The organism is Nonomuraea ceibae (assembly GCF_019396325.1).
GTDB lineage: Bacteria > Actinomycetota > Actinomycetes > Streptosporangiales > Streptosporangiaceae > Nonomuraea > Nonomuraea ceibae.
Window position 1 is genome coordinate 1 of the sequence record NZ_JAHKRO010000065.1, and the last position, 22,896, is coordinate 22,896.

At 75.5% G+C, this 22,896-nt stretch carries 22 protein-coding genes; 5 read left to right on the plus strand and 17 right to left on the minus strand.

All coding sequences use genetic code 11. The features are described from left to right. The 3 genes from KME80_RS31365 to KME80_RS31375 form a co-directional block, all read right to left on the minus strand. The coding region (locus KME80_RS31365; RefSeq protein ID WP_219510080.1) for a type I polyketide synthase at positions 1–5,054 on the minus strand (5,054 nt) is incomplete at its 3' end. Between the two features lie 27 nt (positions 5,055–5,081). After that, positions 5,082–6,251, minus strand: coding sequence for a geranylgeranyl reductase family protein (locus KME80_RS31370; RefSeq protein ID WP_219510082.1), 1,170 nt, complete (start codon positions 6,249–6,251; stop codon positions 5,082–5,084). 88 nt (positions 6,252–6,339) lie between these two features. Next, positions 6,340–6,801: a MarR family winged helix-turn-helix transcriptional regulator gene (locus tag KME80_RS31375; RefSeq protein WP_219510084.1), complete on the minus strand. Its 462-nt coding sequence runs from the start codon at positions 6,799–6,801 to the stop codon at positions 6,340–6,342. Positions 6,802–6,864: 63 nt separating this feature from the next. Here KME80_RS31375 and KME80_RS31380 point away from each other — a divergent pair, with 63 nt between their 5' ends. Beyond that, positions 6,865–7,989 (plus strand): FAD-dependent monooxygenase, encoded by a 1,125-nt coding sequence (locus tag KME80_RS31380; protein ID WP_219510086.1) that lies wholly within the window; start codon positions 6,865–6,867, stop codon positions 7,987–7,989. 9 nt (positions 7,990–7,998) lie between these two features. Here the strand turns inward: KME80_RS31380 and KME80_RS31385 are convergent, their stop codons facing one another. Then, entirely contained in the window at positions 7,999–8,835 is an 837-nt protein-coding gene (locus KME80_RS31385) for a helix-turn-helix transcriptional regulator (protein ID WP_308126000.1), read from the minus strand. A 100-nt stretch (positions 8,836–8,935) separates the two neighbouring features. On the opposite strand from KME80_RS31385, the gene KME80_RS31390 reads away from it, so the two are divergent. Continuing rightward, entirely contained in the window at positions 8,936–9,937 is a 1,002-nt protein-coding gene (locus tag KME80_RS31390; RefSeq protein WP_219510088.1) for an aldo/keto reductase, read from the plus strand. A 45-nt stretch (positions 9,938–9,982) separates the two neighbouring features. Further along, entirely contained in the window at positions 9,983–10,570 is a 588-nt protein-coding gene (locus KME80_RS31395) for a histidine phosphatase family protein (protein WP_219510089.1), read from the plus strand. Between the two features lie 56 nt (positions 10,571–10,626). Here the strand turns inward: KME80_RS31395 and KME80_RS31400 are convergent, their stop codons facing one another. The 13 genes from KME80_RS31400 to KME80_RS31460 all read right to left on the minus strand — a co-directional run bounded on the left by KME80_RS31400 (position 10,627) and on the right by KME80_RS31460 (position 21,086). Next, a complete protein-coding gene (locus KME80_RS31400; RefSeq protein ID WP_219510090.1) occupies positions 10,627–12,135 on the minus strand; it encodes a pyruvate, phosphate dikinase in 1,509 nt (502 codons plus the stop codon). After that, positions 12,132–12,767 (minus strand): transcriptional regulator, encoded by a 636-nt coding sequence (locus KME80_RS31405; RefSeq protein WP_219510091.1) that lies wholly within the window; start codon positions 12,765–12,767, stop codon positions 12,132–12,134. The genes KME80_RS31400 and KME80_RS31405 overlap by 4 nt, the downstream gene beginning before the upstream one ends. Beyond that, positions 12,764–13,873 (minus strand): TetR/AcrR family transcriptional regulator, encoded by a 1,110-nt coding sequence (locus KME80_RS31410; protein ID WP_219510092.1) that lies wholly within the window; start codon positions 13,871–13,873, stop codon positions 12,764–12,766. The genes KME80_RS31405 and KME80_RS31410 overlap by 4 nt, the downstream gene beginning before the upstream one ends. 79 nt (positions 13,874–13,952) lie before the next feature. Beyond that, positions 13,953–14,375 (minus strand): S26 family signal peptidase, encoded by a 423-nt coding sequence (locus tag KME80_RS31415; protein WP_219510093.1) that lies wholly within the window; start codon positions 14,373–14,375, stop codon positions 13,953–13,955. Next, positions 14,372–16,228 carry an ABC transporter ATP-binding protein gene (locus tag KME80_RS31420; RefSeq protein WP_308126001.1) on the minus strand — a complete coding sequence of 619 codons (1,857 nt, stop codon included), beginning with the start codon at positions 16,226–16,228 and terminating at the stop codon, positions 14,372–14,374. Before KME80_RS31420 ends, KME80_RS31415 begins: the two co-directional genes overlap by 4 nt. After that, a complete protein-coding gene (locus KME80_RS31425) occupies positions 16,225–16,887 on the minus strand; it encodes a peroxiredoxin family protein (RefSeq protein WP_219510094.1) in 663 nt (220 codons plus the stop codon). Before KME80_RS31425 ends, KME80_RS31420 begins: the two co-directional genes overlap by 4 nt. 22 nt (positions 16,888–16,909) lie before the next feature. Continuing rightward, positions 16,910–17,446, minus strand: coding sequence for a MauE/DoxX family redox-associated membrane protein (locus tag KME80_RS31430; protein ID WP_219510095.1), 537 nt, complete (start codon positions 17,444–17,446; stop codon positions 16,910–16,912). Positions 17,447–17,532: 86 nt separating this feature from the next. Then, the gene (locus KME80_RS31435) at positions 17,533–17,736 is read right to left on the minus strand and encodes a hypothetical protein (protein WP_219510097.1); all 204 of its coding nucleotides are present in this window, start codon (positions 17,734–17,736) and stop codon (positions 17,533–17,535) included. A 117-nt stretch (positions 17,737–17,853) separates the two neighbouring features. After that, positions 17,854–18,375: a TlpA disulfide reductase family protein gene (locus KME80_RS31440; RefSeq protein WP_219510099.1), complete on the minus strand. Its 522-nt coding sequence runs from the start codon at positions 18,373–18,375 to the stop codon at positions 17,854–17,856. A 218-nt stretch (positions 18,376–18,593) separates the two neighbouring features. Continuing rightward, positions 18,594–18,980: a VOC family protein gene (locus KME80_RS31445; protein ID WP_219510101.1), complete on the minus strand. Its 387-nt coding sequence runs from the start codon at positions 18,978–18,980 to the stop codon at positions 18,594–18,596. Continuing rightward, positions 18,977–19,270, minus strand: coding sequence for an ArsR/SmtB family transcription factor (locus tag KME80_RS31450; RefSeq protein WP_219510103.1), 294 nt, complete (start codon positions 19,268–19,270; stop codon positions 18,977–18,979). Before KME80_RS31450 ends, KME80_RS31445 begins: the two co-directional genes overlap by 4 nt. 41 nt (positions 19,271–19,311) lie before the next feature. After that, on the minus strand, positions 19,312–19,980 hold the full coding sequence (locus KME80_RS31455; protein WP_308126002.1) for a response regulator: 669 nt from the start codon (positions 19,978–19,980) through the stop codon (positions 19,312–19,314). Then, positions 19,977–21,086 carry a sensor histidine kinase gene (locus KME80_RS31460; protein WP_219510104.1) on the minus strand — a complete coding sequence of 370 codons (1,110 nt, stop codon included), beginning with the start codon at positions 21,084–21,086 and terminating at the stop codon, positions 19,977–19,979. Before KME80_RS31460 ends, KME80_RS31455 begins: the two co-directional genes overlap by 4 nt. A gap of 112 nt (positions 21,087–21,198) precedes the next feature. Between KME80_RS31460 and KME80_RS31465 the strand changes: the two genes are divergently transcribed. Together KME80_RS31465 and KME80_RS31470 are read left to right on the plus strand one after the other, a co-directional pair. Further along, positions 21,199–22,134: an ABC transporter ATP-binding protein gene (locus KME80_RS31465; protein WP_219510105.1), complete on the plus strand. Its 936-nt coding sequence runs from the start codon at positions 21,199–21,201 to the stop codon at positions 22,132–22,134. Then, the gene (locus tag KME80_RS31470) at positions 22,131–22,895 is read left to right on the plus strand and encodes an ABC transporter permease (protein ID WP_219510106.1); all 765 of its coding nucleotides are present in this window, start codon (positions 22,131–22,133) and stop codon (positions 22,893–22,895) included. Before KME80_RS31465 ends, KME80_RS31470 begins: the two co-directional genes overlap by 4 nt. The last annotated feature ends 1 nt before the right edge of the window (position 22,896 follow it).

Consider the following 22,896-nt stretch of genomic DNA (forward strand, 5'->3'; position numbering starts at 1 on the left):
AGGGCCAGCCGCCCGGCGGCGATCTCGGCGATCGCCTTGACCGCCGGGTCCCGGATGGCCGCCGGCCGCTCGACCGCCGCCAGCGCGACGTCGACGGCCGCGTACGTGTTGCCCCGGCGGAACGTCCTCAGGTCGACGCGGGCGCCCTCGTGCAGGTCACGCTTGCCGATCTCGACGAACCGCCCGCCGGGCGCGAGCAGTGTCAGCGACGCGCGCATGGCGTCGCCGCTGAGCGAGTTGAGCACCACGTCGACGCCGCGCCCGCCGGTGACGCGCAGCACCTCGCCGGCGAAGCCGAGGCCGCGGGAGTCGAAGACGTGCTCGACGCCCTGCAGCCGCAGGTGGCGGCGCTTCTCCTCGGTGCCGGCGGTGGCGATGACCTCGGCCCCGAGCAGCCGCGCCACCGCGACCGCGGCCTGCCCGGTGCCGCCCGCCGCCGAGTGCACGAGCACCGTCTCCCCGCGCGCGAGCCGCGCCACGTCGGCCAGGCAGTGCCACACCGTGCCGTACGTGGCGGCCACCGGGGCGAACGTGACCGGGTCGGCGTCGGCCGGCAGGCGCACGGCCAGATCCGCGTGGACGAGGCAGTGCGAGCCGAGCGAGCCGGTCCCGTGCGGCGTCAGCGCCGAGATCCGGTCGCCTGGCCGCAGGTCCTCGACGCCCTCGCCGACGGCCACCACCACGCCGGTGGCGTCGGAGCCGAGCTCCGGCGTGCTGCCGTCCTCGGTCGGGTAGACGCCCAGGGCGATCATGACGTCGCGGAAGTGCACGGTCGCCGCCTGCACCCGCAGGAGCACCTGGCCGGGTCCCGGCGACGCGGGCGGCTTCCCGGTCGCCACCAGCCGCACGCCGTCGAGGCCACGCTCCGGATCGGCGCGCAGCACGTACTCCTCCCGCCCGGCGACCGCCTCGACGGTGCGCGAGGGCGGCGCGGGCCGCGCGCCCAGCGGGGCGGGCACGAGCCGCGCCACGTACCGCTGACCGGCACGCCAGGCGACCTCGGTCTCGTCGCCGCCGGCCAGTACCTCGGCCGCTACGGCGGCGAGGCCGCCGAGGGCGCCGCCGGCGGTGTCATTGGAGGTGCCGCCGGTGGTGTCATCGGCGGTGTCATCGGTGTCCACCCAGCTCACGGCGGCGTCCGGCTGCTCGAAGGAGGCGACGCGCAGCAGGCCGCGCAGCGCGCACACGTCGGGGTCGACCGGGTCGCCGTCGAGCACCGGGCGGGCCAGGCGGCTCACCAGCCACAGGCGCGGCGGGCTGCCGGTCCGCGCGAGCGCGCCGAGCAGCGCGGTGAACTCGGTCAGCCTGTCCAGCCCGTCGAGCCGCCCGGTGGCGCACCAGACGACGGCCCGCGCGGCCGGATCGACGTCCTCGCCCGTCGTGTGCACGCTCACCGTTTCGGGGCGTCCGCGCGACAGGGCCTCGGCCAGGCGTTCCGTGGTGCGGTCCGGGTCGCCGGGCTCGCCGATCACCGCCCACCGTCCGGTGGCCGCCTCCCTCGCGCCGGGCGGGCCGGCCGGGCGCCAGGCGAGCTCGACCAGCTTCCCGTCCAGGGTGCGGGCCCGCGAGCCGCCGGAGGCCCGGACGAAGTGCAGGCCCTCCAGCGCGCCCAGCCAGCGGCCGTCCTCGGCGTACAGGTCGGCGCGGCCCGTCGCCGTGTCGCCGTCCGCCCGCACCTCGGCTCGGACCCAGGTGATCAGGCCCGGCTCGTCCGGCAGGACGATCGCCGCAATGCCGTCGGGCAGCCACGGCCGGCCGGGGCCCGCCGCGCCCTCGTCGTCCTCCACCAGGCCGACGGCCGCCGACAGGATGCAGCCGTCGAGCAGCACCGGGTGCACGCGGGGCGCCCCGGCGCGGATGACGGCCTCGCCGGGCACCCGCAGCCGGGTCACGCCGTCCGGGGTGACGGCCGCGATCGAGCGGAAGGCTGCCCCCGACCCCAGCCCCGTGCGGGAGAGCGCCTCGTACAGGGCCTCCGGCTCGTCCTCGGCCACCACGGGAGGCACGAGCGGCGGCCGGTCGCCGGGCGGTCCGGAGCGGACGACGGACGCCGACGCGACGAGCTCCCACGTGCCGCCGTGCCGCCGGGAGATCTCCACGTGCGCCCGCTCGCCCGAGACCGTCGCGCTGACGTGGACCGGCACGCTCGCCCCGAGCGGCAGCAGGCGCTCGAACCGCACCTCGCTCACGCGCATCCGCCCGTTCGGGCACTCCAGCAGCTCACCGGCGGCCGACAGGACCAGCTCGACGTACGCCGCCCCGGGCACCACCGGGCTGCCGTGCAGCGTGTGCTCACCGAGCCAGCCGACCCGGTCCGTGCCCAGGTCGGCCTCCCACACGTGCCGGGTGCGGTCGCCGGCGTCGGGGTCGTGCACCGCCACCCGCCCGCCCAGCCACATGTGGCCGGAGGCCGCTCGTCCGCCGCCGGCCGGCTCCCAGAAGCGCGCCCGGTCGAACGCGGTGGGCGGCAGCACGACCGGCGCGCCGCCGCCGTTGACGGCGTCCAGGTCGACCGGGGCCCCGGCCAGGTGCAGGGCCGCCGCCGCCCGGCACATCGCCGTCCGCCCGTCGAGGTCGCGTTCCAGGGACGCCACGGTGGTCACCGGCGCGCCCATCGCGGCGGCGGTCTCCTCCACCGCCTGCGTCAGCAGCGGGTGCGGCGACACCTCCAGGAACAGCCGCCGCCCGTCCTCGATCAGCGCCTGGCATGCCAGGTCGAAACGTACGGGATTGCGGAGGTTCGCGGTCCAGTAGGCGGCGTCGAAGACGACGGTACGGCGCGGGTCCTCGCTCGTGGAGTAGAACGGCACCTCCGGGGCCGCCCCCGCCAGCCAGGACACCTCCGCCGCGAGATCGTCGAGGATCGGCTCGACCTGCGGCGAGTGCGCCGCCACGACCACGGCGATCCGCCGGCAGAACACGCCGCGCTCCTGCCAGCGGCGCATGAGGTCCCGGGCAGCCTCGGCACGGCCCGCCACGACGGTCGAGGACGGCGCGGTGACCACCGCCACCGACACCCCCGGCACCCCTTCGATCTCGGCGGCGACCTGGTCGGCGGGCAGCGCCACGCTGACCATGCAGCCGCCCGCCACCCGCTGCAGCATCGCCGACCTGATCAGCGTGATCCGCATGCCGTCCTCGGGCGGCAGGATGCCCGCGGCGACCGCGGCGGCGGCCTCGCCCATGGAGTGCCCCACCACGGCGGCGGGCCGCACCCCCCAGCGCCGCCACATCGCGGCCAGCCCGGTCTGCACGGCGAACACCAGCGGCTGCACCTCGTCCATCCGCTCGCCGCACTCGCCGGAGGCCAGCCGCTGCCGCAGCGAGAACCCCGCCTGCGCGGTGACCAGCGGGTCCAGGCTGTCGATCGTCTCGGTGAAGGCGGGGTCGCGGTCCAGCAGCGGGCGGGCCATCCCCGCCCACTGCGACCCGTGCCCCGAGAACACCCAGACCGGGTCGCCCGCGTGCCCGGCCGCTCCCGTCAGCACCCGGTCGTCGTCGCGCCCTTCGGCCAGCGCCCGCAGCCCGGCCACGAGGTCGTCCCGGCCCTCGGCGAGCACGCAGGCACGCCGGGCCAGCGGGCTGCGCCGCACCGCGAGCGTGTGCGCCACGTCCGCCGGCTCCGGGGCGTTCTCCGGGGACGCCTCCAAGTGGTCGGCGAGGCGGGCGCTGGTCGCGGCCAGGCCGCCCGGGGTCGCCGCCGACACCGGGTGGACGCGTGTACGGGCGGGGGCGGCGGCCCGGCGGGGCCGCCGGGCGGGGGGCTCCTCGACGACGACGTGCGCGTTGGCGCCGGTCACGCCGAACGCCGACACGGCGGCGCGGCGCGGCCCCGGCGCGTCCTCCCACGGCGTCGTCTCCGTGGGCACGTAGAACCGGGTGTCCTCGGCCCGCACGGCGGGGTTCCACCGCTGGAAGTGCAGGTTCGCCGGGATCAGGCCGGTGTGCACGGCCGTCGCCGCCTTGATCAGCCCCAGCACCCCGGCCGCGCTCTCCGGGTGCCCGATGTTGGTCTTGAGCGAGCCGAGCGCGCACGGCCGATCGGCCGCCCCGTACACGTCGTCGACCGCGGCGAACTCGATCGGGTCGCCGACCGGCGTGCCGGTGCCGTGCGCTTCGACGTACTGCACGTCGCCCGGGGACAGGCCGGCCACGCGCATCGCCGTGCCCAGCACCGCCCGCTGCGCGGCCCGCGAGGGCTGCGTGATGCCCCGCACCCGCCCCGCGTGGTTGATCGCCGTGCCGGTGATCACGGCGAGGACCCGGTCGCCGTCGCGCACGGCGTCGGGCAGCCGCTTGAGCACGACCATCCCGCAGCCCTCGCCCCGGACGAACCCGTCGGCGCTCTCGTCGAACGCCGCGCAGCGGCCCCGCGCCGACAGCGCCCCGGCGCGGGCGAACCCGATGATGCCCGCCCACTCCAACTGGATCGTGACCCCGCCCGCCAGCGCCAGGTCGGTCTCGCCGTCGTGCAGCGACCGGCACGCCAGGTGCACCGCCACCAGCGAGGACGCGCACGCGGCGTCCACCGCCAGCGAGGGCCCGTTGACGTCGAGGAAGTACGAGATCCGCCCCGGCGCCCCCGACGTGACGGCCGAGATCCCCTGGTAGATGTCCACGTCGTGCAGGGTGAACCGCTTGGCGTAGTCGGTGCTGGAGATGCCGACGAACAGGCCGGTGGCCGAGCCGCCGAGAGAGCGGGGCGCGATCCCGGCGTTCTCCAGCGCCTCCCACCCGGTCTCCATCAGCAGCCGGTGCTGCGGGTCCACGGAGGAGGCGTCCTTGACGGGGATGCCGAAGAACGCGGGGTCGAACAGCTCGATCCCGTCGAGGAACGCGCCGTTGCCGAGCATCCCGGTGGCGGCCAGGTCGGCGGGGACGACGCGCTCGTGCTCCGCCCACCGCGGGCCGGGCTCGGACCCGGCCACGGCGTCGCGCTTGTCCAGCAGCAGGCGCCACAGGCCGGCGGAGTCGGTCACGCCGCCCGGCGCGCGGCACGCGGTTCCCACGATGGCGACCGGGACCTGCCGGCGGTGCTCGTTCGGCGGGCTCACATGCGTGTCCTCTCTGTCGGCGGGCATTCAGGCCAGGCGGCCGAACGCCCGCAGGGCCGCGCGGGCCACCGGATGGCGGACCAGCGCGGGGATCGTCGTCTCGCCGTTGACGTAGCGGTCGAACATCCGCCACACCGGCGGCACCCTGGTAAGGGCGCCGTGCACGAGGCCGGGACGCCGCGTGAACAGGTCCATGACCTGCCGGGAGGCCGCCATCTCGGCGCCGAGCGTGGCGGTCACCGTACGGGTGTAGTCGTCGGCGGCCCGGGTGACGGCGGCGTCGTCGGCCGCGGCGGCGATCAGCGCGGCCGCCTCGCCCGCCCAGGCGCCGGAGCGCAACGCGAACGAGATGCCCTCGCGTGACCACGGGTCGCACAGTCCCGCCGCGTCACCGGCCACGACGACCCGGCCCCGGGCGAGCGGCGAATCGGGGTGGCGGCAGCGCGTCAGGTGGCCGGTGTCGTGCAGCGGCTCGGCCTCGGCGAGCCTGTGGCGCGTGAGGAAGCCGCGCAGGTAGGCGCGGGTCGCCTCGCCCTGGCCGCGGGAGGCCACCACACCGGCGGTGCAGATGTCGCCCTTGGGGAACACCCAGCCGAACGAGCCCGGCAGCGGCCCCCACTCGATGAGCATCCGGCCGCGCCAGCGGGCGGCCGCGTCGTCGCCGACCGGCACCTCGGCCTCCAGCGCCAGGTCGATCTGCTCGCAGCGCACCCCGACGTGCCCGGCGATCCGGCCGGCGCTGCCGTCCGCGCCGACCAGGGCCCGGGCGCGGATCGTCTCACCCCGCGAGGTCCGTACGCTGACCAGCCCGTCGTCCTCCAGCCCGGCGATCGGCGTGCCGTCGCGGACCTGGGCGCCCGCGTCGGCGGCGGCGACGGTGAGGGCGGCGTCCAGCTCGTCGCGGAACACCATCTGGATCGGCTGCTCCCCGGCGGAGGTGAGCGCGCGGCGCCTGCGTCCCTCCCAGGTGAACTCGAACGTCCGGGCGACGTCCCGGACCCGGACCGGCAGGCCGTCGGGCAGCGCCGCCCGGGCGCCGCCGATCAGGCCCCCGCCGCACGTCTTGTAGCGCGGGATGGTGGCACGTTCCAGCAGCAGCACCGCGCATCCCGCCTCGGCCGCCACGCGGGCCGCCGTGGCGCCCGCGGGACCGGCGCCGACGACCACCACGTCCCAGACTCCGTGGATGGCGATCACCCCCTCCTTCCGGACGGTAACCGTCCGTGAGGAGCCGCCGGAACGCCCGGGAAGGCGAAGGGTTGATAACCGGAGAGTGACGAATTGATTACGAAGAGTGTTCGGAGCCCTCGCGCAGCTCCCTGGTCGCCGAGCGGTAGGCGCGGGCGACGCCACCGAGCATGCCCAGCATCAGCGGTACCTGCTCCGGCGAGTAGTGTGCGGCGATCTTCTCCAGGTGCCGCTCGGAGGCGATCCGGGTGGCGTGGTAGGCGGCCATGCCCTCCTCGATCGGCTCCACGGTGACCGTGCGCCGGTCGCGGCGGCCGCGCACCCGCCGCACGTAGCCGGCCTTCTCCAGCCGGTCGATGAGCCGGGTCGTGGAGGCGGACGGCAGGCCCAGCTCCTCGGCGATCGCCCCGACCGCGAGGGGGCCGCGCATCTCCAGCAGGATGAGGGCGGCCACGTCCACGTGGTGCACGCCGAGCCGGTCGGCGATGGCCTCGATGTGCAGCATGACCGCGATCAGGAACTCGCGGAAGACGTCCTCTTCTGGATGCTTGTCGGTCACCCGGCCCAATGTACTTCACATCGATGTATCTTTGAATCGGAGAGATTCCGGTTTGGAGAGATAATGGACGTTCTAGTCATCGGCGCGGGTGTGGGCGGCCTGGCCGTCGCCCGGAGCCTGCTGGCCGCCGGGCACCGGGTGCGGATCTTCGAACGAGCCGAGTCCATGCGGACCGGCGGCGCGGGGCTGAGCATCTTCAGCAACGGCGCCGCCGTGCTGCACGACCTCGGCGTCAGCCTCGACGGCGCGGGCGGGAGGTTCGACCGGATCGACGCGATGACGTCGGACGGCCGGCTCCGCCTCCGCTCCGACATGACCCACGCGGAGGCGCGCTACGGCTTCGCCAACAAGTCGGTCTCGCGCCGCGTCGTGCTCGAACGCCTGGCCGAGGGGCTGCCCGGCGACCTGATCCGTTTCGGCACGGGCTGCCGGAGCGTCACCCAGGACGCCGACCGGGTCACCGCCGTCTTCGACGACGGCTCGACCGCCACGGGTGACCTGCTCGTCGGCGCCGACGGCCACCACTCCGTCGTCCGGCGCGAGCTGTGGGGCGACGTGCCCATCCGGACGGCCGCCTTCGGCACCTGGCAGGCGCTCAGCCGGATCGACATCGACCTGGCCCGCACCCACGTGCACCTGATGATCACCGGCCGGGAGGGCGCGTGCGGGCTCATCCCGGCGGGCGACGGGAACCTGCAGTGGTGGTTCGACGTGCGGTGGAAGCCCGGCGACCCGCGCCCCGCCGCGCCGCTCGCCGAGCTGAGGCGGCGCTTCGGCCACTGGGCCTCGCCGGTGCCCGAGGTGCTCGCCCAGGCGTCCGAGTCCGACCTGGACTTCTTCGGCCACCACTGGCAGAAGGTGCGCCGCGAGTGGGGCAAGGGTCGCGTCACCCTGGTCGGCGACGCCGCCCACCTCATGCCGCCGACCCTCGGGCAGGGCGCCAACCAGACGTTCGAGGACGCCTGGGTGCTCGGGCGCGAGCTCGCCAAGGGCGGCGACGTGGCGCAACGGCTGCGCGCCTACGAACGGGCCCGCTACAAGCACGTCTCCCTGGTGTCCAGCCTGGCCCGGCGCAGCCCGGCCAACTGGCGGATTCCGCCGGTGATCGGGCGGCTGTTCTCCGAGACGTCGCAGAGCGGGATGCTCGCCCGGTTCAGCAACCGCCTCACGGCCGCCGCCTCCCCCTGAGCGCCGCCCTCACCGGGCCGGTCGCAGGTCCTGCGTCCCGATGACGCGCAGCAGGTCGAGCTTCTCCTTCGCGTCGGTGCCCTCGGTCGGGAAGAACGCCAGCACCTTGAGGTCCGCCTCGGGCGTGAGCAGGACCTCGCAGGTCAGGTGCAGCAGCCCGACCTCCGGGTGCGCGAACCGCTTGCGGTCGAACCGGCGCACCGCCACCTCGTGCCGCTCCCACAGCTCGCGGAACTCGGCGCTGCGCCTCAGCAGCCCGCGCACCAGCCGGACGACGTCCTCCTCGCCGGCCCGGCGCGCGTACGTCGCCCGCAGGTCGGCGACGTGCGCCTGCGAGTGGCGCGGCCAGTCCTCCTCCGGGAAGTGGTCGCGCGCGCCCGGCTCGGTGAACCACCGCCAGATGATCTGCGCCTGCCCGGGGCGGCGCGGGCCGAGCACGACGTCGGCGAGCGCGTTCTGCCACAGGACCTCGTTCAGGTCGGTGCAGATGCACACCGGCACGTCGGTGAGCCGGCCGGCCAGGCTGATCAGGCCGGGCCGGATGTGCCGGCCCGCCCGGCGCGCCGGGGGAGCGAGCCCGGCCAGATGGTAGAGGTGGTCGCGCTCGTCCAGGTCGCAGCGGAGCGCCCGCGCCAGCGAGGCCACGATCGGCTCCGACGGGTTCGCGCCGCGCCGCTGCTCCAGCCGGGCGTAGTAGTCGGCGGACATGCCGGCGAGCTGTGCCACCTCGTCCCGCCGCAGCCCCGGCGTCCGGCGCCGCACGCCGGCCGGCAGACCCACGTCCGCGGGGCGCAGCAGCTCGCGGCGCCGGCGGAGGAAGTCGGCGAGCCCGGCACGGTCGATCACGCCTCCAGTCTAGGGATGAGGCCGCGCCCAGCCAGGGACAGTCCGTCCCTGGCTGGGCCGTGCCTGGCTGCGCTGCGCGGCGGTGCGCACAGTGGGAGGCATGACGACGAAGACCCAGCTCACCGCCCGCCGCCTCGGCCGCACCGGCCCCGCCGTCTCCTCGCCCGGCCTCGGCGCGATGGGCCTGTCCGGCGCGTACGGGCCCGTGCGCGACGACGACGGCGTACGCGTCCTGCACGCCTACCTGGACGCCGGCGGCACCCTCCTGGACACCGGCGACTTCTACGGATCCGGGCACAACGAACTGCTGATCCGGCGCACGCTGGCCGGGCGGGACCGGGACGAGGTCGTGCTCTCGGTCAAGTTCGGCGCCCTGCGCGGCCCCGACGGGAGCCACGCCGGGTTCGACGCCCGCCCCGCCGCCGTGCGGAACTTCCTGACGTACTCGCTCCGGCGGCTCGGCGTCGACCACGTCGACGTCTACCGCCCGGCCAGGCTCGACCCGGCCGTCCCCGTCGAGGAGACCGTCGGCGCCATCGCCGAGCTGGTCGAGCAGGGGTACGTGCGGCACGTCGGCCTGAGCGAGGTCGGCGCCGCGACCGTCCGCCGCGCCGCGGCCGTCGCCCCCATCTGCGACGTGCAGCTCGAATACTCGCTGTTCAGCCGGGGGATCGAGGACGAGATCCTGCCCGCGTGCCGCGAGCTCGGCATCGGCGTCACCGCGTACGGGGTGCTGTCGCGCGGCCTCATCGGCGGCGGGACCACCGGCGGCATGCGGGCGGCGTCGCCGCGCTTCCAGGACGGCAACCGCGAGCACAATGCCGCGCTGGCCGTGCGGCTGGCGGACCTGGCCGCCGCGAAGGACGCCACGATCGCGCAACTGGCGATCGCCTGGGTCGCCTCCCGCGGCGAGGACATCGTGCCCGTCGTGGGCGCGCGGCGCCTCGACCAGGTCGGCGCGCTGGTCGACAGCGTCCGCGTCTCCCTCGGCGACGACGAGCTCGCCCGGATCGAGGAGCTGATCCCGCGCGGCGCCGCCAAGGGCGACCGGTACCCCAGCCGGCACATGGCCGACCTGGACAGCGAACGGCCGCTAGGATGATGCCATCATCTGAATGTTGACAGCATTGGGCAAGGTGGGTCGGGCATGGCGACAAGGCATCTGTACGTGGCGAGGCACGGGTCGGCGGACGCGTTCGGGACGCTCACCGACGTGGGCCACCGGCAGTCCGAGCTGCTGGGGGACCGCCTCGCCGCCCTGCCGGTCGACGCCGTGTGGCACTCGCCGCTGCCACGCGCCGTCCGGTGCGCCGAGATCGTCGGCGGGCGCCTGCCAGGCGTCCCCGTACGCGAGGCCGCCGAGCTGGTGGACCACGTGCCGCACGTGCCCGAGGAGATGCCCGCCGAGTGGGCGGGGTTCTTCGACGGGTACGACCCCGCCGAGGCGGCCGAGGGCGCGAGGCTCGCGGCGGCGCTGGCCGACCGGTTCGCCAGGCCCGCCGAGACCGAGACCCACGAGGTCCTGATTACGCACGCCTACCAGGTGGCCTGGCTGGTGCGGCACGCCCTCGACGCGCCCCCGGCCCGCTGGCTGGGCCTCAACTGCGGCAACGCCGCGCTCACCGCGATCGACTTCCACGACCGCGCCGCCCCTGCGGTGCTGCTCTACAACGACATGGGCCACCTCCCGCCGGACCTCCGCTGGACCGGCTTCGGCCCCCGCATCCGCCCCTGAGCCCGCACAGCCCCGGCGGGGGCGCAGGGCTCAGGGCGTACGGGACCGGCCGGGCCTCAGGGGGTGCGGAGGGCGGCGTGGGCGGCGGCGAGGCGGGCGGCCTCGTCGCCGGCGGGGTCGCCGCCCGACACGTCGTCCGCCCAGGCGAGCAGGCGGCGCAGGTGGGGGCCGGCTTCGTCCGTGGAGACCGGGGCGGAGCCGAGGGCGACCTCGCCGCCGGAGCCGTCGATCGTGACGAGCGCGCCCTCCTCGATGATCCGGCCCCCCGCCGTCACCGACCCGGCGCCGACGACCAGCCCGGCGACGCCGACGACGGCGGGCTTGCCCATCGACCGGGCGACGACCGCCGCGTGGCTGGCGGGCCCGCCGCGCGCGGTGACGATCCCCGCCGCGGCGGCCAGGCCGCGCATGTCGTGCGGCGACGTCTCCGGCCGCACGAGGATGACCGGCCCCGAGGCGGCCATCCGCACCGCCGCCTCGGTCGACGTCGCCACCCTCCCGGACGCCACGCCCGGGCACGCGCCGACGCCCCGGGCCACGACGGCGGCCCGCGCCGAGGCCGCCAGGCGCGGCGTGCGCACGTGCCGGAGCTGCTGCGGCGACACCCGCAGCAGCGCCTCCCGCCGGCTGATCAGCCCCTCGCCGGCCAGCTCGGTGGCGACGCGGACGGCGGCCCCGCCGGTGAGCCCGCCGGGCCGGACCTGCAGCATCCACAGCTCCCCGGCCTGGAAGGTGAACTCGGCGTAGCACGCGTCCCGGTAGTGCCGCTCCACCCGGCGCAGCGCGCCGGCCAGCGCGGCCCACACGGCGGGCTCCCGGCCGGCCAGCTCGCGCAGGGGGAGGGTGAGCGACCGGCCGGAGACGACGTCCTCGCCCTGGTGGCCGAAGAGCACGTCGCCGAACGGGGTGTTCTCGCCCGTGGTGGGGTCGCGGCTGAAGGCGACCCCGGTGCCGCTGCGGCCGTCGCGGTTGCCGTACACCATCGCCTGCACGATCACGGCCGTGCCGAGGTCGTGCGGGATGTCGTGCAGCTCCCGGTACGTGCGCGCCCGCGGCGTGTCCCACGACGCGAAGACGGTCCGGACCGCGAGCTCGAGCTGCGCGGCGGGGTCGCCGGGGATCGCCAGGCGCGCGTCGCCGGTGGCGGCGGCGAGGCTCGCCAGGAACCGCCGCCGCGAGTCCTCGGCGAACCGGACGTCGCCGGTCTCGGCCGCCAGCCCGGCCGCCGCCTCGGCGGTGAGGCCCAGGTTGAGCACGGTGTGCATCATGCCGGGCATCGACACGCCCGCCCCGGAGCGCACCGACACGGCCAGCGGCGTCCCCGGCCCGCCGAACCGGCGTCCCGTCGCCGCCTCCAGGTCGCGCACGGCGCTCGCGAGCTCGTCGGCGAGCCCGCCGGGCAGCCGGCCGTCGCGCAGGAACGCCCGGCACGCCTCGGTGGTGACGACGAACCCGGCGGGGACCGGCAGCCCGAGCCGGTGCAGCGTCACCAGGCCGTGCGCCTTGGCGCCGATGACGGCGGCGCTCTCCCCGGTCCGCGCGGAGAGCGGGCGGATCCACCTCATCGGGGGATCCCCAGCGTCACGAGCAGGTCCTCGTGCAGCTCGGCCCACACCGCGTGGTAGGAGGCGGTGCCGTCGGCCAGGTAGCGCCGTTCCCCCGCCCGGGCCCGGCCGAGCGCCTCGGCGAGCCGGACCCGGTAGCGGCCGAAGCGCGGCAGCGCCCCGGCCAGGTCGGCGCAGACTGCCTCGGCCCGCCGGTCGAGGTCCTCGAAGCGGGCGACGACGCGGGCGTCGTAGGACGGGTCGCTGTGGTCGTTGGCGGTCAGGACGCCGTCGACGGGCCGGAGCTGCCAGGCGGCGCAGAGGTCGAGCAGCTCGGGGTTGAGCACGAGGAAGCGCTCGAACGCGGCGAGCAGCGCGGGACGGGTCCCGGCCGACTCCAGCTCGGCGGCGATCCGCTCGGCGTTCGCGGCGCGGCCGGCGTCGGTCAGCCCCCACGCGGCGAAGGCGCCGGATGTGCGCGTGACCAGCCCGGCGACCGCGAGGTCGATCAGCTCGGACTCGGTGGTGGCCTCGTCCAGGCCGGTGGCCACGGCCAGCCGCTCGACGGCGCACCAGCCCGCGCAGCGCAGCGTGTGCAGGAGCACCGCGCCGTGCTCGATTCCGGGAAGCCCGGTCCCGGGGAGCCCGCTCATGCGCCGGCCCCCCGAGGGTCGTGCGCGCTCTCGCCGGTGGCCGCGGCGTAGGCGGCGCCCCGGCCCTGGCTGCGGGCGACGACCATGCCGTCGCGGACCCGTACGGCCGCTTCCGTCTGGTCGTCGTACCCGTTCACGCCGAGGGCGGCGGCGGCCACCGCGCCGTCGCTCACGATCAGGCGTACGTGCCCCCACGCCTCCGGCGGGAACACCCGGCGCAGGCACGCGGTGAGGTCGCTGACCCGGAGCCGGACGAGGCTGCCGGTCTCGGCCGGGTCGGCGGTGACGACGGCCACCGTGACCTGCTCGCCGGGCCGGGCCGAGCGCACGGCCTCCTCGGCGGCCGACAGGCGCCGAGCGCCCAGCGCCACGACGAGGCCGTCGGCGCCCAGGTCGGCGGGCCTGCCGGTGAGGTGGTCGAGCAGTCCGGTGGGCGGGTCCCACGGCTCCCGGCACCGCTCGGCGAGCCCGACGAAGGTCAGGTACGGCGGGTCCCAGGTGTCGCCGAGGCCGCGCTCGCCCGCCAGCCCGGCCAGGTGCTCGCAGGCGAGCGCCCGGTCGAACGGGTCGCCGAAGCCGGGCGCCAGCTCGGCCATGAGGCCGGAGCCGTTCAGCATGGTCAGCACCAGCTCGGCCAGGCGGACGCGGCGCGGGGCGCGGGGGTCGGGCTCGCACGACTCCAGGCCGAGGGCGAGCAGCAGCGCCTCCAGGCGGGCGAGCTGCGCCAGCACGGCGCGGCCCGGCTCGTCGTCGACGACGCCCACGAGCGAGCGCAGTTGCAGGCGGCCTCCGGCGGCGGGGTCGTCGACGAGGGGCAGCCGCTCCAGCCACGTCCTGGCGAACGCGCCGAGCGCGCCCGGCAGCGACGCCGTGGGGCTGGGCGCGGCCGTGGGCGCGTTCTCCACCAGGTCGACGAGCACGGCCAGGTAGAGCGCGCGCTTGCTGGGGAAGTTCGAGTAGACGGCGCCGCGGGTCAGGTCGGTCCGCTCGGCGATCCGGTCGACCTTGGCCGCCGCGTAACCGTGCTCCACGAACTCCTCCCGCGCCGCCGCCAGCACCGCCGCGCGCGTGCGCGCCTGCTGCTGGGCGCGTGTCAGCCGGACCATCGCCACACCTCTCCTCCGACGACTGCAATCCAAATGTTCATGCAATCCAGATGATAGCGTCATTCGAAATGTGGTGGGGTCACCGTGACAGCCGCAGCAGCATCACCCCGTACATCAGCTCCGCCGGGCAGAGGCCCCACTGTTTGGAGTCCTCCGAGCCCGGGTGCTCCCCGAGCAGCACCAGCGCCCCCGGCGGCACCCGGTCGGGCAGCCCGGCAGGCGCCCACGGCGGCATCGGGTCGCCGGGCGCCGCGGCGACCCGCTTGACGTACCAGCCGGTCCCGGCGGGCCCGGCCCAGCCCGTGCCCGGCGCGGGCCGCCGCACGACCACGATCCGGCCCGCCCGCACCCGGCGGCGGCCGCGCAGCACCAGCAGGACGTCCCCGTCGGACAGGGCCGGCGACATGCTGCCGCCCCGCACGGTCACCGTGGACAGCAGCAGCCGCGCCGCCACCGCGCCCCTGGCCAGCAGGACCACCGCGCAGGCCAGGAACAGGCTCACTCGGCGGCCACCGGGTCCTCGCGGTAGCCCGCCGCCTGGGTGCGGAACAGCCGGGCGTACGCGCCGTCCGGCGACGCGGTGAGCGAGGCGTGGTCGCCGCTCTCCAGCACGCGGCCGTCCTGCACGACGACGATCCGGTCGGCCCGGCGCACGGCGCTCAGCCGGTGGGAGACCAGCACGCTGGTGGAGCCCGCGCGCAGCTCCCGCAGCCGGTCGTGGACCGCCGCCTCGGCCACCGCGTCGAGGCCGGAGCTGGGCTCGTCCAGGATCATCAGGTCGCGGCCCTGCCGCATCAGCCCGCGCGCCAGCGCCAGGCGCTGCCACTGCCCTCCCGACAGGTGCACGCCGCTCGCCGGGCCGTCGCCGTCGTCCTCCTCGCCCGCGTGGAAGACCCGGCTCAGCAGCGTCCCGTAGCCCGACGGCAGCCGCTCGACGACCTCGTGGACCCCGGCCCGCCGGGCGGCGGCGCGGATCCGGTCCCGGTCGCCGAGCGCGGCCAGGTCGCCCAGGCCGATGTTCTCGGCGGCGGTCAGGTCGTAGTCCATGTAGTCCTGGAACACCGCGCCGATCCGCTCGCGCAGCCGCGCCACCGGGACGTCTCGCACGTCCACGCCGTCCCACAGGATGCTGCCGCGCTGCGGGTCGTAGAAGCGGCAGAGCAGCTTGACGAGCGTGCTCTTGCCTGCGCCGTTCAGCCCGACGATCGCCACGCTCGTCCCGTACGGGATCGTCAGGCTCAGCCCGCGCAGCACCCACGGGGAGTCCTCGCCGTAGCGGAACCACACGTCGCGCAGCTCGATCCCACGTGCGAGCGGGGCGAGCCCGCGCGGCCGGGCGGGCACGGGCAGGTCGTCCGCGACCCCTGTCACCGCCAGGTAGTGATGGAAGACCAGCGCCGACTGGTGCCCGGCGGCGATGCCCTGCACCAGGGCCGCAAGCCCCGACTGGACCCCGGCCAGCGACGCGATGAAGATCGACACGTCGCCGACGCCGATGCGCCCGCCCGCCGCGGCGTGCACCGCCCACACCAGCCCGCCGGCCGACAGCAGCGCGCCGAGCACGGCGAGGGACACCTGGACGCGCACCACGCCGCCCTCCAGCCGGTCCTCCGCACGGTTGGCGGCGCGCAGCTCGGTGAGCATCCGGCCCTTCAGGAAGCCGCCCAGCCCGAACAGGCGCACCTCCTTCGCCGCCTGCAGATCCGTGAGCAGCATCTGGTAGAAGAGCTTGCGCCGCATGCCGGGGCTCGTCCGCCACATCAGGCCCGCCCGCCGCCTGCTCAGCGCCAGGTGGGCGGCCATCGCCGGAGCGGCGGCCAGCACCGCGACCCCCGCCATGATCGGGCTGATCGCCACCAGCGCGCCCAGGAACCCGAGGACGCCGAGCGCCCCCTGCACCGTGGCCAGGCCCATCTGGACGAGCTGGTCCGGGGCGTGCTCGGCCGACTGCTGGGCCAGCCGCAGCCGGTCGTGGAAGCGCGGGTCCTCCAGCCGCGCCAGGCCGCTCATCCCGTTGACGGCCTCGAACAGCCGGTCGTGCGACCGCAGCCCGATGGCCCGCCGGGCGCGCCCCTGCGCGTACGCGGTGACGGCGGAGGTCGTGGCCAGCGCCACGCCCAGGGCGCCGATCCCGGCCGCCACCCACACCAGCGCGCCCGCCCTGGGGGAGGGGGAGGCGAGCTCGTCGAGCGCGACCTTGGTCAGCCAGGCGGCGGCCACCGGCGCCGTACCGCCGACCACCGCCGTGACGCCCTGCACGAGCAGCATGCCGGGGCAGGACCGCCAGGCCAGGGCGTACGCGGCCGCCATCGCGCGCAGGATGGAGACGCCCTCCGCGCCGTCGCCGCCCCTCACCGCGCCGCCGTCTCCCCGTCCCGCGTGTCCATCCGTACGCCGTCCCGTACGTCCCGTACGTCGTCCGGGGCGTCCAGCGCGGCCAGGCCGACGCCGGCCGTCACGGCGATGCCGTCGGCGTCGTAGTGGGCGAACCCGGGGTAGTAGCGCGCCCCGAACCGGGCCCCGACCGGCGCGTCGAGGAACTCGGGCACCACGTGGTCGGCGAGGTCGCGCAGCCGGGCGGCCAGCTCGCTCCCGGCCGCGTCGACGCCGACGACCGTGGCCAGCACCCGGCCGCCCGCCTCGCGGACGCGCCGTGCGCGCTCGGCGAAGGCGGGCAGGCTGTCGTCGCAGCCCGAGCAGTCCAGCGACAGGAACGCCACCAGCGCGGGCCGGCCGATCAGCGTCTCGCGGGTGACTGCCGAGCCGTCGGCGGCGACGGCGGAGAACGCGGGCATCCGGCTGCCGGGCGCGATGCCCAGATCCGGCGCGCCGTCGTGGCCGTCGTGGCCGTCGTGGCCGTGGTGGTCGTGGTGGTCGTGGTGGTCGTGGTGGTCGTGGGCGTCCGGCGGGGAGCTCGTCAGGCTCCGCCAGCGGCGTACCAGGGCCAGGGTCAGCACCGCGTTCAGCGCGGTGATCGCCGTGACCAGGACGAGTCCTGCGGCAAGGTGTTCCACGGAGGTCCCTTCCGGCGCCGCCTCAGCGGCCCCCGGCCGACGAGGGAGAGGCGAAGAGCGAGGCGAGGTCGTCGACGAAGACGATCAGGGCGGTGAGCACGCCGGCCGAGACCACGGCCAGCACGATCCCGGGCACGCCGGGCGGCATCCCGCCGCCCGCCGGGAGCGCCACGGCCGCGCCCGTGACCGCCGCCGCCAGGAGCACCGCGTTGCGGGCGATGTGCCGGACGCCGAGCGGCGCCTCGCTCGCGCCGAAGCAGGCGCAGGTCACCCGCTTGCCGCGCGCCACGACCAGCACCGGGACGGCCGTCAGCCCGAGACAGAGCGCCGTCGCGGCCACGAACCCCGCCGTGACCGTGGGCGGCAGCGCCAGCAGGAGCGCGACCAGCAGCTCGGCGGCCGGGACCAGCACGGCCAGCGGCCCGCGCAGCCGCGCCGGGACGACGTCGAAGCCCGCCAGCGAGGCGGCGAACACCCGCGGGGAGCGCAGCTTGGCCACCGCCGCGAGCGCCAGCACCGCCACCAGGGTGAGACGGCAGGCGAGCGAAACGTACAGCACGAAAGCTCCAGGAAGCTCCGGGAAAGGGGGGCACGCGCGCGGCCGCTCTGGCGGGTGCGGCCGCGCGCGTTGAGCTCACGCGGGGATCAGCAGTAGTTGTGGCTGTAGCTGTACCAGGCGCCGCAGTGCTTCACGCAGGCGCCGTTGAGCGAGCAGGTGCGGCCGAAGCACACACCGCCCTGGACCTTGTACTCCATCCACGACTCGGGGGTGCATCCGGCGTCGGCGGTGGCCTTGGGGAGCAGGGTCTCGACCGCGCGGGTGACACGCCGGGTCAGGCTCTGGATCATGCCTCTCCTCTGGGGTGAGTGGATCGGTTTTCCGCACGCGGGCTCCGGACCACGGATAGGGGGTGTTCACCGTGGCCGGCAGCCCGCGCGGGCTTGGGGGGCGGCCTCCGGGAGGCGCTAGGGGGCGACCAGCTCGGTCCGCAGGGCGGCGACGCCCGCGCCCGCCGTGGTGACCACGCCGTCGGGGCCGTACCAGGCGTAGGTCGGGTAGTTCCTGGCGCCGTAGCGTCGGGACAGCTCGGCGCGCGCGTCCTCGGCGATCACGAGGTCGACCGTGTCGCGGAGCATCGCGGCCAGTTCGCTGCCGGCCGCGTCGTCGCCGTGCACGATCGCCAGGGAGATCCCCCCGGCGGCGCGCAGCCGCTCGGCGTGCGCGGCGAACAGCGGCACCGCCGTGACGCACGCCTCGCACGTGAGCGAGAAGAATCCGACCAGGGACTCCTTTCCGAGCAGCGTGCGCTCGGTCACCGTGGCGCCGTCGAGGGCTTCGGCGGAGAAACTCGGAATTCGATCGATGGTCCGGACGATTCCCCGGCCGCCCGCGCCTCCGGCCGGTCCCAGCTCGCGCCACCGGCGGAGCAGGACCAGCAGGATCGCCAGGTTGACCAGGCCGATCACGCCGACGAATACCAGTCCCACGACAGCGAAAATCACGACAGGCGTCCTCCGAGCCTAGGGGCATCGGTGGCGGGGGCCACGCGTCGATGATCTATCAAAAAGAACGTGACCGCAATGCCCAGTTTGGGGTGGAGTTTCCGCCTGTCAAATGCGGAGTTTGGATATCGGGGATGAGTGGGTAAGAACTCTTTTCCTCATTTACGCCTGCCGTCACCCGGCGGGGGAGGCCGGGCGCGGGGCTACTTGCTGTGCGCGATCTGGATGAGGTTGCCGCAGGTGTCGTCCAGGACGGCCGTGGTGACCGGGCCCATCTCCAGCGGCTCCTGGGTGAAGGTGACGCCGAGCGCGCGCAGCCGTTCGAACTCGGCGGTCACGTCGTCCACGGCGAACGACGCGGCCGGGATGCCGTCGGCAGCCAGCGCCGCCTTGTAGGGCCTCACGGCGGGGTGGCCGTCGGGCTCCAGCAGCAGCTCGGTCCCGTCGGGCGCCTCGGGTGAGACGACGGTGAGCCAGCGGTCCTCGCCCAGCGGCACGTCGTTCTTCTTCACGAAGCCGAGCACGTCGGTGTAGAAGCGCAGCGCCTTCTCCTGGTCGTCGACGAAGACGCTCGTCAGGTGGATCCTCATGGGTTCTCCTCAGATGTGCGGGGCTTGAGCCACCGGGTCATGGCGCGCTCAAGCGGTTCGGTGTCGAGGTCGTGGAACTTGTAGCGGCCCTGGCGGCGCGTCCGGACCAGGCCGGCCGACTCCAGGACGGCCAGATGCTGGCTGATCGCCTGGCGGGTCAGGCCCGATCCGTGCTCGGTCACCAGGCGCGCGCAGATCTCGAACAGCGTCTGGCCATCCCGTTGCACCAGCGCGTCGAGGATGCGACGGCGGGTGGGATCGGCCAGGGCCTTGAAGACATCATCCGCCATGCGCCCCACAATAGGCAAGTCGTCACTTGCCTATCAAGCGGTCAGCCGAGGAGGTCGGCGTGCAGGGCGCGCAGCACCGCGTTCGTCCGGTCGCGCGCCCCCAGCTTGAGCAGCACGGTCGAGACGTGGTTCTTGACCGTGCCCTCGGCCAGGAACAGCGCCTGCGCGATCTCCCGGTTGCTGTAGCCCTCCGCGACCAGCCGCAGCACCTCCAGCTCCCGCTCGGTGAGCGGCTGGACGGCGGGCAGGCCGGTCCCGTCCGGCGGACGGCGGCGGCGCACCGCCCGCATGAGCCGGTCGGTGATCGACGGCGAGATCAGCGTCCCCCCTCCGGCCAGCACCCGGATGGCCCCGGTCAGCCGCTCCAGCGTCACGTCCTTCAGCAGGTAGCCGCCCGCGCCCGCGCGCATCGCGTCCAGCACGAGCGTGTCGTCGTCGAACGTGGTCAGCACGAGCACCGGCGGCGCGCCGCCCGCCCGCTCGCGCAGCGCGTCGAGCGTCCAGAGGCCGTCGTGACGCGGCATGCGCAGGTCGAGCAGGACGACGTCCGGGGCGTGCTCCTCGATCGCCGCCAGCGCCGCCATGCCGTCGTCGGCCTCCCCGGCCACCTCGATGTCCTCGGTCAGGTCGAGGAGGCTGCGGATGCCCTGCCGGACCAGCGTCTGGTCGTCGACGACGATCACCCGGATCGCCTGGGTCACCCCGGTCACCGCCCCGGCACCGTGGCGGTCACGCGGAACCCGGAGCTGCCGTCGAACCGCACCTGGCCGCCCACGGCGTCGACGCGCTCGCGCAGGCCGCGCAGCCCGTTGCCGAGCCGCAGCAGCGGGCTGCCGCGCCCGTCGTCGGCCGAGGTGAGCCGGACGCCTCCGTCGGGCGCGCTCTCGATCCGGACGCGCAGCGAGGTCGCTCCGGCGTGCCGGATCGTGTTGGTGACGATCTCCTGCACGACGCGGACGAGCGTCAGCGTCACCTCCTCGCAGGGCCGCACGTCGTCGTCGATCCGCAGGTCGACGTCCAGGCCGGGGATGTCACGCACCACGGCGCGCAGCGACGCGCGCAGCTCGGGGGCGTCGGCGCGGAGCCGGCCCACGGTGGCGCGCACGTCGCTCAGCAGCGTGCGGGCCACCTCGCCGGCGCGTTCGACGTGGGCGCGGGCGGCGTCGCCCTCCTGGTGGCGGGCGACCTCCAGCTCCAGCGTGAGGGCGGTGAGCTGGTGCCCCATGAGGTCGTGCAGCTCGCGGGAGATGCGCAGCCGTTCGTGGGCGCGGGCGGTGTCGGCCAGGATGACGCTCGCCGCGCGCAGCTCGACGTGCGCCTCCGCCAGCTCGCGGCGCATCCGCTGCTCCCGGAGGATCGACAGCGAGCTGAGCAGCCCCGCCACCTGGATCAGCAGGTAGAGCAGCGTCTGCAGGCCGATCGAGGCGGCATCGGCGCCGGCCAGGCCCGCGGTCACGGCGATGACGACGCTGTTGAGCGCGATCACCGCCGGGGCGGCCCAGGGCGGGGCCACGTACGCGCCCATGGTCGCGGTGCAGACCAGCAGGATCGGCAGCCATCCGGCGTTCGGCGCGGTCAGCAGCGTCAGCCAGCCCAGCACGATCGACGCGCCGTAGCACGCCCGCGACAGCAGGGGGCGGCTGTCCTCCCAGAGCGCGGCGCCCATCAGCGTGGCCAGCAGGAGCGCGAACTGCACCCCCCACACCGGCAGCGGGACGCGCGTCCCGGCCGCGCCGAGCAGCGTCGGGGTGCCCACCGCGACACACACCAGCAGCATCGCCAGGCCCGCCCACGTGTCCGGCTCGATTCGCCGCATGACGCCACTGTAATGGCGACTCCCGGCAGTCCGGGGGTGCCGAAAGTCACGGCCGCCGATGCTGACGATCGGCACAGGCGCCGGTCGGCGGCCCCCGCCTAACGTCCGGGACATGTCATCAACGCCCGCCGTCGAGGCGGAACGACTGCACAAGCGCTACGGGCCCAAGGTCGCCGTCGAGGACGTCAGCCTGTCGATCGACGCCGGGGAGATCTTCGGCATCCTCGGACGCAACGGGGCAGGCAAGACGACCACCGTGGAGCTGATCGCCGGGCTGCGGCGGCCCGACCGCGGCGCGGTCCGCGTCCTCGGCCTGGACGCGCGGCGCGACCGGGCCCGGCTGCGCCAGGTCCTCGGCGTCCAGTTGCAGGACGCCACCCTGCACGCCGCGCTCACCGTGTCCGAGCTGGTCCGCCTGTACGCGACCTTCTACCGCGACCCGGTGCCGGCCGGGGAGCTGATCGAGTCGGTCGGCCTGACCGCCTCGGCCCGCAACCGGTTCGAGAGCCTGTCCGGCGGCCAGCAGCAGCGGCTGTCGATCGCGCTCGCCCTCGTCGGGCGGCCCCGCGTGGTGATCCTCGACGAGCTCACCACCGGGCTCGACCCCGAGGCGCGCCGCCAGATGTGGTCCACCGTCGAGCGGATGCGCGACTCCGGCGTGACCATCCTGCTCGTCAGCCACGCGATGGAGGAGGTCGAGCGGCTGTGCGACCGGGTCGCGCTGCTCGACGCGGGCCGGGTCGTCGCCCTCGGCTCGCCTGCCGGGCTCGTCGAACGCGCCGGGTTCGCCCAGCGGATCACCTTCCACGCGGCGACGCCCGTACCGGAGGGCCTGCTGGAAGGGCTTCCCGGCGTCGAGCGGGTGCGCGCCGACGGCGGCCGGGTCGTCGTCGAGGGGCACGGCGAGCTGCTGCAGGCCGTCAGCGTCGCGCTCGTGCGCGCCGGCGTCGTGGCCACCGAGACCCGCAGCGAGCGGGCCGGGCTGGAGGACGCGTTCGTCGCGCTGACCGGGCACCGGCTCGGCGCCGAGGAGGAGGATCCCCGATGACCGACGTCACCGCGCACCGGCCGGGCCCGCGCGCCTTCGGCACGCTGCTGGTCTGCGAGCTCAAGATGGTGGCCCGCGACACCGCCGGGCTGATCGTGCCGATCGGCCTGCCGATGCTCATCCTGGTGATGAACGCCTCCGCCGCCGGGGGTCAGAGCGTCGGCAACGGCCGGACCGCGCTCGACGTGTACGTGCTGCCGCTGGTGTTCACGATGGTCGCGGCCACCACCGGCGTCGTCAACATGCCGAGCTTCCTGGCCTACTACCGGCGCAGCGGCATCCTGCGCCGCCTCGGCGTGACGCCCGCCTCGCCGCTGATGGTGCTGGTCGCGCAGGCCGCGGTCGGGGTGGCGCAGATCGCCGTGGGCATCGCCGCCGCCTGGGTGCTCGCCCTGCTGGCCTTCGGCGCGAACCCGCCTGTGCGCGCGGGCGCCGCGGTCGGCGTGCTGGCGCTGATGGTGGCCGCCATGTACGCCACCGGGCTGATCGTCGCGGCGCTGTCGCCCACGCCGAACTCCGCCGTGGCGATCGGCCTGACCCTGTTCTTCCTGCTGGGGGCCACCGGCGGCATGTTCGGCGGGCGCGACAGCCTGCCGGGGCCGGTCGCCGCGGTGGGGGAGTGGCTGCCGTTCGGCGCCGGGGTCGAGGCGCTGTCGGCGGCCTGGGCGGGCGCCCCGGTGCAGGGCGCCCACCTGATCGGCCTGGCCGGCTGCGTGGTCGTGGGGACGGCCGTCGCCTCAGCCTTCTTCCGCTGGGACTGAC